Source organism: Sphingobium sp. RSMS (genome assembly GCF_005406185.4).
Classification (GTDB): Bacteria; Pseudomonadota; Alphaproteobacteria; order Sphingomonadales; family Sphingomonadaceae; genus Sphingobium; species Sphingobium fuliginis.
Map to the genome: position 1 here is coordinate 712,543 of NZ_CM191257.1, position 16,808 is coordinate 729,350.

General features: G+C 66.2%; 6 protein-coding genes. All 6 read left to right on the plus strand.

All coding sequences use genetic code 11. The annotated features are described in order from the left end of the window. Nucleotides 1-430 precede the first annotated feature (430 nt). From EGM87_RS03320 to EGM87_RS03345, 6 genes are read left to right on the plus strand one after another with little or no spacing between them, the layout of a single operon-like run. Entirely contained in the window at nt 431-10,141 is a 9,711-nt protein-coding gene (locus EGM87_RS03320) for a cadherin-like domain-containing protein (protein WP_137709873.1), read from the plus strand. A gap of 40 nt (nt 10,142-10,181) precedes the next feature. After that, nucleotides 10,182-10,889 carry an OmpA family protein gene (locus EGM87_RS03325; protein WP_171010035.1) on the plus strand — a complete coding sequence of 236 codons (708 nt, stop codon included), beginning with the start codon at nt 10,182-10,184 and terminating at the stop codon, nt 10,887-10,889. A 12-nt stretch (nt 10,890-10,901) separates the two neighbouring features. Further along, nucleotides 10,902-12,296: a TolC family protein gene (locus EGM87_RS03330; protein ID WP_137709872.1), complete on the plus strand. Its 1,395-nt coding sequence runs from the start codon at nt 10,902-10,904 to the stop codon at nt 12,294-12,296. A gap of 53 nt (nt 12,297-12,349) precedes the next feature. Next, the gene (locus EGM87_RS03335; RefSeq protein WP_137709871.1) at nt 12,350-14,509 is read left to right on the plus strand and encodes a type I secretion system permease/ATPase; all 2,160 of its coding nucleotides are present in this window, start codon (nt 12,350-12,352) and stop codon (nt 14,507-14,509) included. Next, nucleotides 14,506-15,513: a cell wall hydrolase gene (locus EGM87_RS03340; protein WP_503345420.1), complete on the plus strand. Its 1,008-nt coding sequence runs from the start codon at nt 14,506-14,508 to the stop codon at nt 15,511-15,513. Before EGM87_RS03335 ends, EGM87_RS03340 begins: the two co-directional genes overlap by 4 nt. Beyond that, nucleotides 15,510-16,784, plus strand: coding sequence for an HlyD family type I secretion periplasmic adaptor subunit (locus tag EGM87_RS03345; protein WP_137709869.1), 1,275 nt, complete (start codon nt 15,510-15,512; stop codon nt 16,782-16,784). Before EGM87_RS03340 ends, EGM87_RS03345 begins: the two co-directional genes overlap by 4 nt. Nucleotides 16,785-16,808: the final 24 nt, after the last annotated feature.

Genomic DNA, 16,808 nt, shown 5'->3' on the forward strand with positions numbered 1-16,808 from the left:
GCAGGATCGACTCGCCCGAGTCGCATATGTCGTAAGCCTTGTTTGTTAACCAAATCCAAGTTCAGCATAGGCTGAAGGATATAAGTACGAAATTCCATCTATATCGTTCGTAATAGAGCATAAGTTATTTTTTCCGCCGTATCGTGTTTAAATGGTTAACAAAACTGGAATCTTCGTGACTCATTTTGCAGGCGGAGAATAAGATCGGCCATCGGGTCAGTAAAAATACAGATGCAGAAGGTTAATCCGGGGCGGCGGTCGACTTGGCAAAAGGGTCCTGCCGGCGGGAGAACGTTGACTAGGGGCAATAGCTGATCCGCTGATTGCCGCAATGTCGGGAAAAGATGTCAGCTCCGTATGCACTGTGCATTCTGGGCTAGGCCTCTTGCGCGCTCCTTCCATGCCCCCATGGCGACAGGTGGGATGGACAATGGATTTCGAGCGCGATTGGGATAGCAAAGACGCCGCTGACCATCAGCAGGCCCTTCATCCGGAAGCGGCTGCTCTGGCCGCAAAGGGCAAGGCGGTCCATCCCGGCAAGATGCATCGGGCGGAGGTTGTCCGCACGGTCGAACCCAATCCCGACGGCACCGTCGTCCTGCCGGCCGGCACCGACATCAATGGGATCGAGGTTTCCGGACGCAATCTGATCGTCCACCTGCCGGACGGCACCGATCTGGTGATCCTGGACGGCGCGGTGGTCATGCCGCGCCTGGTCGTGGGCGATGTCGAAATTCCCTCGGTCAACCTTGCGGCCTTGTTGATCGGGGAGGAGCCGCAGCCTGCAGCCGGTCCGCCGCGCAGCTCCGGCGGCAATTTCACCGGCCCCGACGGCGATGTGGGCGATCCGCATGGCCTGGGAGACCTGCTGCCGCCGACGGAATTGCTGTTTACCCAGCCCGAGGAGCGCGAGATCCTGCCCATCGCGCCCAATGAGGAGCCGGAAGTCACCATCATCACCCCCGATCAACCCGCTGGCGCGACTGCCGCGACCGCGGGTGTGAGCGAGGCTGGGCTTCCCGCGCGCGGCAACGAGCCGGCCGGTTCGGCCGCGGCAGGGGATGGCGAGCGCACCACGGGCACCATCGCGATCACCGCCAGCGACGGCCTGGCGGGCGTCACCATCAACGGCGTCGCGATCACGACGGTCGGGCAGACGGTCACGACGCCGCTCGGCGTGCTGACGATCACCTCCATCGCGGACGGTTCGATCGGCTACAGCTATGTGCTGACCGACAATGTGGTCGGCACGCCGCCCGCCGAAGTCTTCACCGTAGTCGTAACCGACAGCGACGGCGACCAGGCGAGCGCCACGCTTACCATCTCGATCGCGGACGATGCGCCGACTGCCGTCAACGATGCCGACAGCGTGACCGAAGACGGCCCGCTGGTTGCGGACGGCAATGTCCTGACCGGCAGCGGCGGCAGCGACGCGAACGCCACCGATGGCGTTGCCGACATCCAGGGCGCGGATGGGGCGGTCGTGTCGACCACGGGCACCTTCCAGGGCACATATGGCACGCTGACGCTGAATGCGTCGGGCGCTTATAGCTATACGCTGGCCAACGGCAATGCGGCGGTGCAGTTCCTGGTCCCCGGCCAGACGCTGACCGACAGCTTCAGCTACACGATCACCGATGCCGATGGCGACACCTCCACGGCAACGCTGACCATCACCATCAACGGCGCGGACGACGGCATCACCATCACCGGCCTCAATGGCGCGCCGGGGATCGAGGGCGCCGAAGTCGTCCTGCTGGAAAACGACCTGGCGGATGGCAGCTCGCCCGACGCGGCGGGCCTCACCAAGACCGGCTCTTTCGGCGTCAGCGGCGCTGACGGCCTGTCGGGCGTCACGGTCGGCGGCGTGTCGGTGCTGGCCAACGGCGCCTTCGTCGCCGGGCAGGTGGTGACGACGCCGGTCGGCACGCTGACCATCACCGGCTTCACCGCGACCGCCACGCAGGGCGGCGTGCCCACGGCCGGAACCTTCACCTACAGTTTCGTGCTGACCGACAACAGCCTGGGCCATGGCGCGGCGGGCGCGGACAGCATCCTGCAGAGCTTCGCCGTGGTGGCGACCGACCGCAACGGGTCGACCGCCAATGCCACGGTCGACGTGCAGATCGTCGACGATGTGCCGACCGCCAACAATGATGTCGATGGCGTCGCCGCCGGCACCTATGGCCCGGAAACCGGCAATGTCATCACCGGGGCGGGCACCGTCTCCGGCGCGGCGGGGGCCGACATCAAGGGCGCGGACGGCGCGGTCGTTTCGACCACCGGCACCTTCGAAGGCGCTTACGGCACGCTGACGCTGAACGCGGACGGCAGCTACAGCTATGTTCGCGCGGCTGGCACGCCGGGCGGGGTGAGCGACAGCTTCAGCTACACGCTGCGCGACGGCGATGGCGACACCTCCACCGCGACGCTGCGGATCGACATCGCGAATAGCGACGTCATGATCATTTCTATCCCCAAGGTGGGCGACGGCACGATCGTCGACGAATCCGGCCTGACGAATCCGATGGGCTCCAATGCGGGCAGCGGCGTCGACACCACGGACGGCACGATCACCTATACCGCGCCGGACGGTCCGGCGAGCGTCACCATCAACAATATTCCGATCACCGGCGTCGGGCAGGAAATCGTCACCGACAAGGGCATATTGACGATCACCGGCCTCAGCGAAGGCAGCATCGACTATAGCTATACGCTGACCACCAACACGGCGGGCGACAATGTGACCGACAGCTTCGTCGTCACCGTCACCGATGTGGACGGCGACACGGCGACCGACACGCTGACCATCACCATCATCGATGATGTGCCGACCGCCGTAAGCGATGCGGACTCGGTGCGTGAAGACGGCCCGCTGGTGGCCGACGGCAACGTCATCGCCGGTTCGGGCGGCGCGGACGCCAACGCGACCGACGGCAATGCCGACGTGCAGGGCGCCGACGGCGCGCATGTCAGCGCCATTGTCTTTGGCGAGACTGCCGGAACCGTCGGCGCGCCGCTGGCCGGGCTGTACGGATCGCTCCTGATCCAGTCGGACGGCAGCTATGCCTATACGCTGAACAATGAAAATGGTGTGGTCCAGGGGCTGGACAAGAACCAGACCCTGACGGAGACCTTCACCTACACGCTGACCGACGGCGACGGCGATAACAGCAGCGCGACCATCACCATCACCATCCAGGGCAGCGACGATGGCGTGACCATCAACGGCCTGGACGGCGAGGGCGCGGAAGAAACCGTCTTCGAAAACGACCTGCCGGGCGGCAGCTCCGAAAATGCTGCGGCACTGACCCAGACGGGCAGCTTCACCCTGTCCGCGCTGGACGGCGTGGCGGCCATCACGGTCGGCGGCCAGCCGATCTTCGGCGCGAACGGCTTCATTAGCGGCGTTACCCTGTCCAACGCCTATGGCACGCTCAGCATCACCGGCTTCACGCCGACCGTGGGCGCGGACGGCGAGGTGATCGGCGGGACCGTCAGCTACAGCTATGTCCTCACTGACAACACGCTGCTGCACAGCGGCGTCAATGACGGCAGCCTGACGGACAGCTTCGCGGTCGTCGTCACCGACACCGACGGGTCGACCGACAGCGCCAGCCTGGACATCCGCGTGGTCGACGATGTGCCGACTGCGGTGGACGACGTCGCGGGCCAGCTCACCGAAAATGCGGCGGTCACGATCGACGTCTTCGCCAATGACGTGGCGGGGGCCGACGGCGTCAACCTCGCCAGCGGCGTGGCGCTGGAGACCGGCGCGGCCAAGGGCACCGTCGTCTATGAGGGCAATGGCGTGTTCCTCTACACCCCCAATGCGGGCGCGGAGGGCAGCGACAGCTTCACCTACACCATCACCGACGGCGACGGTGACAAGTCGACCGCCACGGTGACGATCAACCTGCTCCAGGATTCGACGCCGACCGTCAGCGTGACCGACATGACCGTGTCCGAAGCGGGCCTGCCCGGCGGCACGCAGGAGGCGGGGAACAGCGAGACGGCGACCGGCGCCATGACCGTCGCGACCGGCGGCGACACGCTGACCAGGGTCGAGGTGCAGGACAAGAACGGCGCATGGGTCGATGTGACCGCGGCGACGGCGGGAACGCCGGTGGTGGTCGCGGGCGCGGCGGGCGCGCTGACCGTCACCTCCGACGGGGCGGGGCATTACAGCTACAGCTATACGCTGGCAGTCAACGATCCGGCCCATCCGGACAATGTCACCAGCGACGGCGACGGCATCAGCGGCGCGGCCGACCCCAAGGCGGGCGACGCCTTCGCGGTGCGCGTGACCGACAGCGACGGCGATGTCTCGCCGGCCGACACGATCAACGTGACCGTGCTGGACGACGCGCCGGTCGCCACGGCCGACAGCGGTTCGGTGAGCGAGGGCGACTCGCTGATCGTCGCCACGGCCGACGGCGTGCTGCACAATGACCAGCCGGGCGCAGACGGCTATGCGCCGGGCGTGGTCGGCGTTGCCAAGGGCAGCGATCCGTCCAGCCCCGTCAGCGGTCAGGTCGGCACGGCAGTCGCCGGCGATTACGGCACGCTGACGCTCTTTGCCGACGGCAGCTACCGCTATGACGCGACTCCCAACGCCATCTCCGCCGACAAGCAGGATGTGTTCGTCTACACCATCCGCGATGGGGACGGCGACCTGGCGACGTCGACGCTGACCATCAACGTCGCCAATGTCGCGCTGGCGGCGGACAACCAGACGAAGACGGTCTTCGAGGCGGCGCTGGACACCGGCATCAGCGGCGACGACATCGCGGCGGGCAGCGTCACCGGCAGCACGCCGGGCGAGCCCACCGAAACCGCGACCGGCCAGCTCAACGTCGTGGGCGCGGTCAGCTACACGCTGACCAGCTCCGCAACCGGCAGCCATGGCCAGATTCAGTTGAACGCCAATGGCAGCTACACCTACACGCTGACCTCGCCGGTGGACGGCCCGACGGCGAATGACGGTCCGCTGACATTCGCGGGCGCGGAGGTCTTCACCTATCAGGCGGTCGACGGCTCCGGCAATATCGCCAACGGCACGATCACCATCGACGTGGTGGACGATGTCCCGACCGCGGCGGACGACGCTGGCCTCAGCGTGGCGGAGGATGGCGCCGACATCGGCGGCAATGTCCTGACCAACGACACGCCCGGCGCGGACGGCGCGACCCTGACCTCCGTCACCATCGGCGGCGTCACCACGGCGATCAACGCCGTGGGCACGACCAATGTCAGCGGGGCCTTCGGCGCCTATACCTTCACGGCGGCGGGTGCGTGGACCTTCAACCCGTCGACCAACCTCAACAACGCCAGCGGCGTCAGCGCGGGCTTCTCCTACGTCATCACCGACGGCGATGGGGACCAGTCGACCGCCGTGCAGCCGATCACGGTCACGGACGGGGCTAACCCCATCGCGGGCGCCCCGATCAGCCTGGCGCTGGACGACCAGAATCTGGCGGGCGGCACGACGCAGGGCAATCCGGACTCGGCCAGCGGCGCCATCACCTTCACGCCCGGTTCGGACGCCATCACCTCCATCGTGTTCGGCGGCACCGGCAGCCTGACGGGTGACCTGACCTGGCTGCGGGTGTCCGACACCAAGATCACCGGCTCGGACGAACGCGGCGTAGTGGTGACGCTGGACCTGTCGCTCGTCGGCAATGTCGCGACCGTGACGGCTACGCTGAACGACAATTACGACACCCATCCCGGCATCGACGCCGACGATCTGGTGGCGCTGGGATCGGTTCAGGTGATCGCGCAGGATACCGACGGCGACACCGCCGCCGGCACCGTGTCGGTCAGCGTTTCCGACGACCGGCCGGTGGTCAGCGCCAATCCGGTGGCTCAACTGGACGACGACGCGCTGGGCGGCAATGCCAGTGGCACGGGTGACGATGCGAACAGCCTGAACGCCACTGGTACGCTGGCGCACGACTATCGCGCCGACGGTCCAGGCGGCATCGCCCTGCTCGCCACCGGCGCGCCGGTCGGCTTCACCTATGAAAGCAACGGCACCGTGCTGCTGGTGAAGCAGAATGGCACGACCGTCCTGACGGTGACGCTGACCGATCCAGTCGCGGGAACCTATTCTGTGGTCCAGAACGCTGCCATCGTCCACCCGGCGGGCGGTGACGAGAATAATGTCAGCTTCGACATCGCCTATCGGGTGACGGATGCCGACAACGACACTGCCACCGGCACGCTGACTATTAATGTCGACGACGACACGCCTGTCGCCGCCAACGACACCGATGTCGTCAAGGAAGACGTCACGCTAACCGCCAGCGGCAATGTGCTGACCGGCGTGGGCGGCGACGGCAATCCGGCGGGCGCGGACTCGCTGGGGGCCGACGGTCCGGCGGCGGGCGGCGCGGTGACCGCGGTCACCGGCGGTACGGTCGGCGGTAATGCCGTCGGCAGCTATGGCACCCTCGTCCTCAATGCTTCGGGTGGCTATACATACACGCTGAATAACGGCCTGCCTGCGGTCCAGCATCTGGACGACGGCCAGACGCTGAGCGACATCTTCACATACACGATCACGGACGGCGATGGCGACAGCGCCACCGCCACCCTGACGATCACCATCCAGGGCACCAATGACGCGCCGCAGGTCGACAGCGGCATCGCCGTCGTCTCCGAGGAGGGGCTGACCGGCGGCAACGCCGACACCGCGCCCGGCCTGCCGAACGACACCACCAATGCGACGGTGGCGACCGGCACGATCACCGCGAGCGACGTCGACGGCGACAGCATCACCATGACGCTGGGCAATCCGGGCGCTGTGCTGACTGCCGATGGCCTGCCCGTCACCTGGAGCGGCGTCGGCACGCAGACGCTGACCGGTTCGGTCGGCGCGGTGCCGGTGATCACGATCACTATCACCAACGGCGGCGCCTATACGGTGACGCTGCTGCAATCGGTCGATCACAGCGGCATCAATGCCGAGGATGTGAAGAACTTCCTCGTCCCCGTGAACGTCAGCGACGGCACCGCCACGGTCGCCACCAGCATTGCCGTCACGATAGAAGATGACAGCCCGATCGCCGTCAACGACGATGTGACGACCGTCGAAGGGGCGTCGGCCTCGACCGGCAATGTGCTGACGAACGATCATGTCGGGGCGGATACGCCCGGCGCGGTCCTGTCGGTGGGCGGCAATGCCATCACACTGGGCGGCAGCCAGACGATCATCGGCGCCTATGGCACGTTGCAGCTCTTCTCCGACGGCAGCTACACCTATACGCCCAAGGCTTCGGTGCCTTCGGGATCGTTCGACAGCTTCACCTATGTCATGCGCGACGCCGACAATGACACGGCCAGCGCCACGCTGAAGTTCACCTTCCAGGGCGACGCGAACAAGCCGACGGCGGACAACACCGCCGCCAAGCTGGACGATGACGGCCTGACCGGCGGCAACGCGGCCAGCACGACCGGCGACGTCGACGCCAATGTGGGCGACACCGGCGCGGCTGGGCCCAGCGAGGCCAGCTTCAGCGGCACCTTGCCCTTCACCTTCGGCGCCGACGGCGGCGGCAGCGTGAGCTTCGCCAATCTGAACGGTACGACCGGCACGGTTGGCACGGACACCGTATCCTATAGCTGGAACGGCACGACCAACACGCTGACCGCGACCATCACGACGGTCGGTGGCCGCGGCACGCCGCTGTTCCAGGTCGTCGTCAATCCGACGACCGGCGCCTATACGGTGACGTTGCTCGACAATGTGCTGCACGCAGCGGGCGGGAATGAGAATAACGCCTCCGTCAGCCTCAATTTCCTCGTCACCGACAGCGACTATAACGCGACGACCAACCCGACCTCCTCGGCCATCGGGCAGCTCAACATCTCGTTCAACGACGACATGCCCAGCGCCTTCACGCCGGCGGCTGGATCGGTGGCGAACAATGACAGTCCCGCCACGGCCTTCAACCTCAACTTCGCCAGCGTGGCGGGCGCCGATGGCGTCGGCAATGCGCTGTTCACCATCACCGACGGCGCGCTCGCCAAGGATACCAGCGGCGCCACGCTGCGGCTGGCCGGCGAAGACCTGTTCATTTTCGGCAACGGCACGAATGTGCTGACGGCGAAGACGGCGGACGGAGACATCGGCTACACCATCACGCTCCAGCCGGGGACGGACAAATATGTGTTCGACCTTCACGGGACGATCACCAACGGCAGCGAGATTTCGATCAGCAGCTTCAGCGCGGCGAAGGCGGGCAACACCGACTATCGCGGCCTGGGCGTCGATACCACCGATGCCATCGACGTGCTGTTTTCCGGCCGCAGCGCTTCGGGCGCCCGGGGATCGGTCAACACCGACAGCGACTCCATCGGCGTCGACAACCAGTCGGTCAATCCCGACGAGGCGGTACGCATCGATCTCATCAAGACGCTGGTCGGCAATCCCGTCACCACCACCGGCTTCTCCTATGCCGATCACCAGAGCGTGATCAGCTTCGAGCAGAATATCGCTCAGGTCGGCGGCAATCCCAACAGCACCGTGTCGATCAAGGTCACGGCCATCGATGCCGACAACGATCAGGATCTGGGCTTCTCTTCCGTGACGCCGGAAGCGGGCGAAAGCTTCGTCCCGATCGCCAAGGTAATCGTCACGGATGTGAGCACCGGGAATATCTACAGCTTCACCGGATCGGGGACGCAGGGCAGCATCGGCGTGACCTTCGCTTCCGGCAGCGTCACCATCACCGGCCTGCAGGTGAACGACAAATATGAGATTGTCGGCACCAAGGGCTTCGATGCGGTGCTGGTGGAATCGCCGCACGTCAACAATCCGTTCGACCTCGGCGTCTTCTCGGTCGAGACGCTGAATAGCGGCACGCCAATCAACATCAACCATGCCATCGTCGCCTCGGATGCAGACGGTGACAGCGTCAACAGTTCGGTCAGCGTCACGCTGAACCCGGTTGCCGTTCCCCCGGTTGCCATCGACCTGGACGGCGACGGGCTGGAATTTGTCGGTCTGTCGGCGGGCGTCACCCACGACTATGGCCATGGCGCGGTTGCGACCGCCTGGGTTTCCTCCGACGATGGGCTGCTCGCCCATGCGACGGGCGGCGGTTACGACATCGTCTTTGCCGACGATGCGCCCGGCGCCGCGAGCGATCTGGAGGGCCTGCGCCTTGCCTATGACAGCAACGGCGACGGCGTATTCGATGCCAAGGACGCGGCCTTCGCTGATTTCGGCGTCTGGCAGGATGCGAACGGCAACGGCGTGGTCGACGCGGGCGAGTTCAAGTCGCTCACCGCTATGGGCATCGCCGCGATCAATCTGACCGCGGATGGCAAGGGCTATACCGCCGCCAATGGCGACGTCACCGTGCTGGGCGAGGCGAGCTTCGTCCGCACCGACGGCACCAAGGGGACGGTCGGGGACGTCATGTTCGCGACCGGCGCCAAGGCAAGCGACACGAGCAAGACGGATAGCACGGCCAGTGGCTTCAACCAGGCGCTGGTAGCCGCCAGCCTGGTCGCGGCGGCGGGTGCGGCCGAGCATGTGGCCGAACAGCAGCCTGCACCCGCTCCGGCGGAAACCGCTCCGCCCGTTACGGAGACCGCACCGGCTGCCATGACCACGACCGAACCGGCGCCTTCGCAGGAGAGCCAACCGACTTCGCTCGCCACGACGGACGATCAGGCGACGCATGAGCAGCCCATTACGTCCACCGGCCATGCCAGCGAGGAGGCTGCGCCGGAGCATGCCACCCTGTCCGGCGGCGGCGAAGCGCATGCGGCGACAGCCGATACGGCCCAGGCTCCGCAGCCCGACCTCAGCGGCCATCAGGGTCTGCTGGCCCAGTCGATCGACCTGCCGCCTGCCTTCGACGGCAACGCGGCGGCGGTTCTGGCCGCGCAGCAGGCCGCTCCGGCGGCCAATGCGGCCGAAGTCGTGAAGGAAGCGCTGGGCACCCATGACGCGCCGCATATCGACGCGCTGCTGGCTGCCCTGCCGGGTGGCGAGCATCCGGCGGCGCCGGCCTTGCTGAGCCCGGCTGGCGTCGAAGTGGCGGACGCAGGGCACATGGCCGCGGCCACCGCCATCTTCGAAGCGGCGATGGTCGCGCATGAAGCGATGGCGGTCGCCCATGGCTGACAATTCGATTTTCTCGCGGGGAATTTTGGGGAGAGTGAATATGCGAAATGCAGTTGGGAGGGCGGCGGCTGTCGGGCTGGTAACCGCCATGCTGACGACGACTGCGGCCTGGGCGGCGCCTGCTTCGCCCTTGCTGCAACTGGGCAAGTCCGAACTGAGGGATGCGCTCACCAGCCGTTACGACACGGCGGTCAAGGCCGTGGGCGACGCCAGCGTGCGCGCGGCCCAGGACAGCCGCTGGACCTACGCGGTCGAGGCGAAGAACCAGTGCGGCATCGCCATCGGTTTCATCAAATCCGGCACGAAGGATGCGGAGAGCATCAACAAGTGCGACGACTTTGTGGCACGCCTCTCGGCGCCGCCACCGCCGCCGGTGTCGGCAGCTTCAGCCCCACCCGCGCTGGACTGTACGGCACCGGCGGTGTCCATCTTCTTCGACTGGAACATGGACACGCCGCTTCCTGAGGGCGTGAGCACCATCTCCACGCTGACGCAGACGGCGGCGCAGTGCGGCTGGAAGCGCTTCGGCGTCACCGGCTACACCGACACGTCGGGCACGACCCGCTATAATGACGGTCTGTCGCTGCGCCGCGCGCAGAGTGTCGCCAGCCTGCTGAGCCAGGGAGGCATCGCGACGGACGCCATGACCGTCAATGGCCTGGGCGAGACCCAGCTCAAGATCGAAACCGCCGATGGTGTGCGCGAACCGATGAACCGTCGGGTCGAAATCACCGCCAGCGCGAATTAAGGGGGGGAAGGCATGACTATCATGCGCAAGACATGCGGCAGCCTGATCGCCCTTTGTGCGGCGGCCATGGTTTCGACGGGCTGGGCCCAGACCACCGATCTCAAGAGCGCGATCGCTGCGGCGATCGACAGCCATCCGGAAATCAACCAGGCGATCCAGAACAAGGAAGCCATCGAATTCGAGCGTGAACAGGCGCAGGGGCTTTATCTGCCCCGCGTCAGCGTGGAGGGATCGGCCGGCGTCCGCCGTCTGGAAAACGCCACCCGCCGCGCCCTCAACCTTGACGACCAGACGCTCTGGCCGCTGGAAGCCAGCGTGCGGGCCGAGGAAACCGTCTGGGACTCCGGCTATCGCAGCGCGGAAAAGCGCCGGCAGGCCGCCCGCACCGACGGCGCGGCGCTGCGCGTCGGGGAGCGTTCGCAGTTCGTGGCGCTGAACGTCACTCGCCAATATCTCGATTATATGCTCCAGCAGCGTGTCGTGGCGGCGGCTGAGGACAATATCTCCTTCCACCGCAAGCTGCTGGGCGACCTGGGGGAAGGCGTGAGCAAGGGGTCGATCAGCATCGCCGATCAGCAGCAGGCGGAGGAAAGGCTGCAAGCCGCTCTCGTCCGCAAGAGCGAGGCGGAGCAGGACATGACCAATGCGGCCATCCAGTTCCGCACGCTGACCGGCCTTTCCATCGATCAGGTCACCATGCCCGATCCGGTGACGAGCGCCGTGCCGCCGACGCTGGACGAAGCGATCGCCGCCGCGCGCACCCACAATCCGCTGGTCCGCGAGGCGGAAGCCGACATCCAGGCGGCGCATGCCGTGGTGGACGAGGCCAAGTCGGAACTGGGGCCGACGGTCTCCGTGGAAGGAACCGGCCGCGTCGGTCAGGATGTCGACGGCTTCAAGGGCAATACCAATGACATTCAGGGCCGCGTCGTCCTGCGCTGGCAGCTCTTCAACGGCGGCATCAACCGTGCCAAGGTCCAGGAGATGACCCGCCGGGCGAGCGAGGCGCGCTTCCGCCTGAGCCAGCGGCTGCGCGAGGCGGAGGAGGATGTCCGCACCGCCTGGAACCGTTGGGACACGGAAAAGAAGCGCGTGACTGACCTGTCGCGTCAGGGCACCGTCTCCGACGGGCTGCTCGTCTCCTATCGCGAGCAGTTCAATGTCGGGCGGCGTTCGCTGCTGGACGTTCTGGACAGCCAGAACACCCGCTTCAATACGCAGGTGCGGACGGAAACGGCCCGCTTCTCGGAGATTTTCGCGCAATATCAGATTCTGGCGGCCACCAACACGCTGCTGGATACGCTGGGCCTCGCCGCGCCTTCGGACGCCAAGGCCGATGCGCGGAAGACCTATAATGTCCCCGATCTGCCGCCCGCTGAGTTGCAGCGGCGGCGCTATCCGGGCTGAGTTTCATTATTGGGGGTCATCCCGGCGCAAGCCGGGATGGCGCGGGGTAAACAATGTTGGAACGAAGCACACTCAGTCTGGCCGAATGGCTGGACCATCAAGGCACGCCTAGCGACGAGCTGGTCGAGAGCATCGCCCATGCGGCGCGGCATTTCGACCGGTCGCCGGGTATCGTAAGCCTCCGCGCGGGGTTGGCCGTCGATGAATCGGGGCGCTTGCCCTTTCATCAGGCGGAATCCGCGCTCGATCAGATCGGTCTTTTGAGCGATCATGTCCGGGGCCGGCTGGACAAATGGCGGCCGGGCAACCTGCCCGCCATATTGCCGCTGCGTGGCGGGCGTTTCCTGCTGCTGCTGGACATCAAGGCCGGTGACGCGCTGGTCCAGCTTCCGCATGCGGACGAAGCCGTCTGGGCGCCGCTCAGCGATCTGGAAGGCTATTTCACCGGCGAGGCGCTGGTGGTCATGGCAGATCATGGCCGCGAACGCGCCGAGGAACGCCCCTGGGACGAACGCGCCCGCCAGCACTGGTTCTGGCGCGAAGTCTGGCGCGCCCGTAGCGGTTTCGGTTATGTCATGCTGGCCGCGGCGATCATCAATCTGCTCGCCTTCGCGCTGCCGCTGTTCACGATGAACGTCTATGACCGGATCATCCCGAACAAGGCGGCTTCCAGCCTCTGGGTGCTGGGCGTCGGCGTCATGCTGGCCTTCAGCCTCGATTTCGCGCTGCGCATTGCCCGCGCGAGACTGGTGGACGAAGCCGGCCGCGAAATCGACGAACGCCTCTCGCAACGCCTGTTCGAAAAGGTGCTGAACACACCGCTGGCAAGCCGTTCGGGTAGCACCGGGGCGCTGGCGCGGCGCGTGTCCGAATTTGAATCCGTGCGCGAATTCTTCACCTCCACCACCGTGGTTCTGGTGGTGGACATCGCCTTCCTCTTCTTCTTCGTCGGCATTATCGCGCTTCTGGGGGGCTGGCTGGCCATCGTACCGGTCGTCATGATGGGGATCATGGCGAGCGCAGGCTGGGTCCTGCAACGGTCGATGGCCCGCCTGTCACGCGATGCCCAGGCGGACTCCAGCCTGCAAAGCGCGGCGCTGGTCGAAGCGATCGGCGGCATAGAGACGCTGAAGGCCTGCCGTGCCGAAGGACGGATGCTGGAACGCTGGCGCCGCTACGCCCGAATGAGCGCGGCCACGCAGGAAAAGCTGCGGCGGCTTTCCTCCAAGAGCGTCACGCTGGCCGCTCTCTGCCAGCAGGTGACGAGCATCGCGCTGGTCATCGGCGGCTTCTACATGTTCGCGGCGGGCAACATCTCGATGGGCGCGATCATCGCCATCGTCATGCTGGCCGGGCGCTCGCTCGCTCCGGTGGGACAGCTTGCCTTCGTGATCGTGCGCGGGCGTCAGGCCATGACGACGCTGGACAGCCTGCAAACGCTCATCGACCAGCCCGACGAACGGCTGGACGGCGCGCGCGGCATCATTCCCAAGATCCGCAAGGGCGCCATCGTCGCGCAGGGTCTGGAGTTCGCCTATCCCGGCGCCAGCCAACCGAGCCTGCGCGGCATCGACCTGCGCATCGAACCGGGCGAGCGCATCGGCCTGATCGGCCGCGTGGCGTCGGGCAAGTCGACGCTGGGCCGGGTGATCTGCGGCCTTTATCCGCCCACCGGCGGCCTGCTGACCATTGATGAGGTGGACAGCCGCCAATATCATCCGCATGAGCTGCGCTCCGCCTTCCGCTATGTCGGGCAGGACGCCGAGCTGTTCAGCGGATCGGTGCGGGAAAATCTGCTGCTTGGCGCGCGAGAGGCCAGCGACGAAAAGCTGCTGGAGGCGCTGGAACGTTCGGGCGCGGCGCGTTTCTTCGGACGCGATGCGGCGGGGTTCGACCTGCATATCGGGGAACGTGGAAGCCGCCTTTCGGGCGGACAGCGCAGCTTTCTGGTCATGGCGCGCGCCTTGGTGGAACCGGCCAAGCTCCTTTTCCTCGACGAGCCGACCGGCGCAATGGACAACCAGACCGAGCATCTGTTCATCGACCATCTGGAAAGGGCGCTGGAGCCGGACCATACGCTGATCGTGTCGACCCACCGCCATGCGCTGCTGCGGATCGTAGACCGGCTGATCGTCATCGATCAGGGCGTCGTGCTGGCGGACGGCCCGCGTGACGAGATCATCGGCCAGCTCCAGCGGGGGGCAGGGCAATGAGCGCGGTACAGCCTGCCCATTCAACACGGAGCGCTTTTATCCTTGGTGCGGGACTTGCTACGACGGCAGCCTTCGCAGTGGCGGTGCTGTGGCACCACGACCAGCCCCAGCCCACGATGCAAGCCAAGATCGTGGAAGCCGCTCCCGCCATCCCCCGCCAATATCTGGCATTGGTTCAGATGACCGGGCAAACCGACCCGACTGCGGAAGGCGACAAGGCCCGCGAGGAAAACCAGCGCCTCGGCTTCTCCGGCACGATCAGCGCCGCCAAGCCCTTCCGTGCCCTCGCCACGGCGGGCGAGGACCATGACCGCGCCCTCCAATGCCTGACCCAGGCCGTCTATTATGAAGCCGCCCGCGAACCCGAAGGCGGCCAGCGCGCCGTCGCGCAGGTGGTGCTGAACCGCGTGCGTCACCCCGCCTTCGCCAAGACGGTGTGCGGCGTCGTCTATCAGCGTTTCGACGCGTCGGTCTGCCAGTTCAGCTTCGTCTGCGACGGTTCGCTGGCTCGCCGTCCGCTGCCCGACCTCTGGAACCGGGCGAAGCGGATCGCCGCCGACGCGCTGACCGGCCGGGTCGAGAAGGAAGTCGGCACCGCGACCCATTATCACGCCGATTATGTCTTCCCCCGCTGGGCGCCGCATCTGGCGAAGCTCGCGCAGATCGGCGCGCATATTTTTTATCGCTGGCCGGGCGGCTGGGGCCTGCCCGCCGCGTTCACCGGCCGTTATGCGGGCGGGGAGCATATTCCCGCCTTCGATCCGTCGCGCTTCGCCACAGCGGCCGAACCGGCCATCGATTATCCGCCCGTCGCGGCCCTGCCGGAACGGCGGGCGGCCAACGATGTCGGCGGCCGGATGGACCCTACCAAGGGCTGGAAACTCTCCATCCCCGATCCTTCGACAGGCGGCGGAGCGCTGAGCGAGATGCTCGCCCGCCAGCAAAAAGCCGCGCCCGTCACTCTGGCGGCGGACGACCATCATATCCAAGGGGTGCAACCATGATTTCGCGCTGGGTACGCTGGCTGCGGGGGCAACCGGGCAACAAGCAGGTCATTCTCTACAGCGGCGGCGGCATGCTGGTCTTCCTGATGTGGGCCAGCCTGGCGCCGGTGGACGAGGTGACGCACGGGCAGGGCAGGGTGATCCCGTCCAGCAAGGCGCAGGTCATCCAGTCCGCCGAACCGACCACCATAGAGGAAATACTTGTTCGCTCCGGTCAGAAGGTCAGCAAGGGCCAGCTTCTGGTGCGGCTGGACGATGCGATGCTGGCGTCCGAACTTGGGCAGTTGCAGGCGGAGACCCGCTCGCTGACCGCGCGCGCCGGGCGTCTGGAAAAGGAAGGCACGGGCGAAGGCGCGGCCTGCACGACCGGCGGGCCGGAATGCCAGCAGGAACAGGCGCTCGCCGCCGTCCGCCAATCGGCGCTCCGCAGCAAGCAGGACGCGCTTGCGGCCCAGGTAGACCAGCGCCGCCGCGAACTGGGCGAAGCGCAGGCGACCATCGATAGCCTGGGCGGCAGCGTCCAGCTTGCGCGGCAGCGGGTGGCGATGCTGGAACCGCTCGCGGCGAAATCGATCATCCCCCAGACCGAATTGCTCGATGCCCGCCGCGAACTGGTGGACGCGCAGGGGCGGCTGAACGCCGCGCAGCAGCAGGCTTCGCGTGCGTCCGCCGCGATCCGCGAGGCGCAGGCGCAGCTTTCGGAAGCCAATTACCAGTTCCGTCAGGACGCGCTCAACGAGCGTAGCCAGTTGGAGGCGAAGATCGCCGTCAACAGCGAGTCCCTTCGGGGCGCAAAGGGACGGGCGCAGCGGGCGGAGATCCGCTCGCCCGTCGATGGCGTGGTCAATGACGTGCAGGTGACGACCATCGGCGGCTTCGTCAGTCCCGGTCAGAAGATCATGCAGATCGTTCCGGTGGGCGAAAAGCTGCTGGTCGAGGCGCGGGTGAAGCCGAACGACATCGCCTTCATCAAGACCGGCGACCGGGCCGTGGTGAAGGTGACGGCCTATGACTTCTCGATCTATGGTGGGCTGACGGGCACGGTGCAGCAGGTCTCCGCCGACAGCGTCTATGACGAAGCGACACGAGAAGCCTATTTCACCGTGGTCGTGGAGACGGACCGTGCCTGGCTCGGTTCAGGCGCACACAAGCTGCCGATCACGCCGGGCATGGTGTGCGATGTGGAAATCCTGACCGGCCGCAAGTCGGTGCTGGCCTATCTGTTGAAGCCGATCATGAAGGCGCGGTCGGAAGCGCTGCGGGAGCGGTAAGCCTATCCTCAACAATGCGAAGGA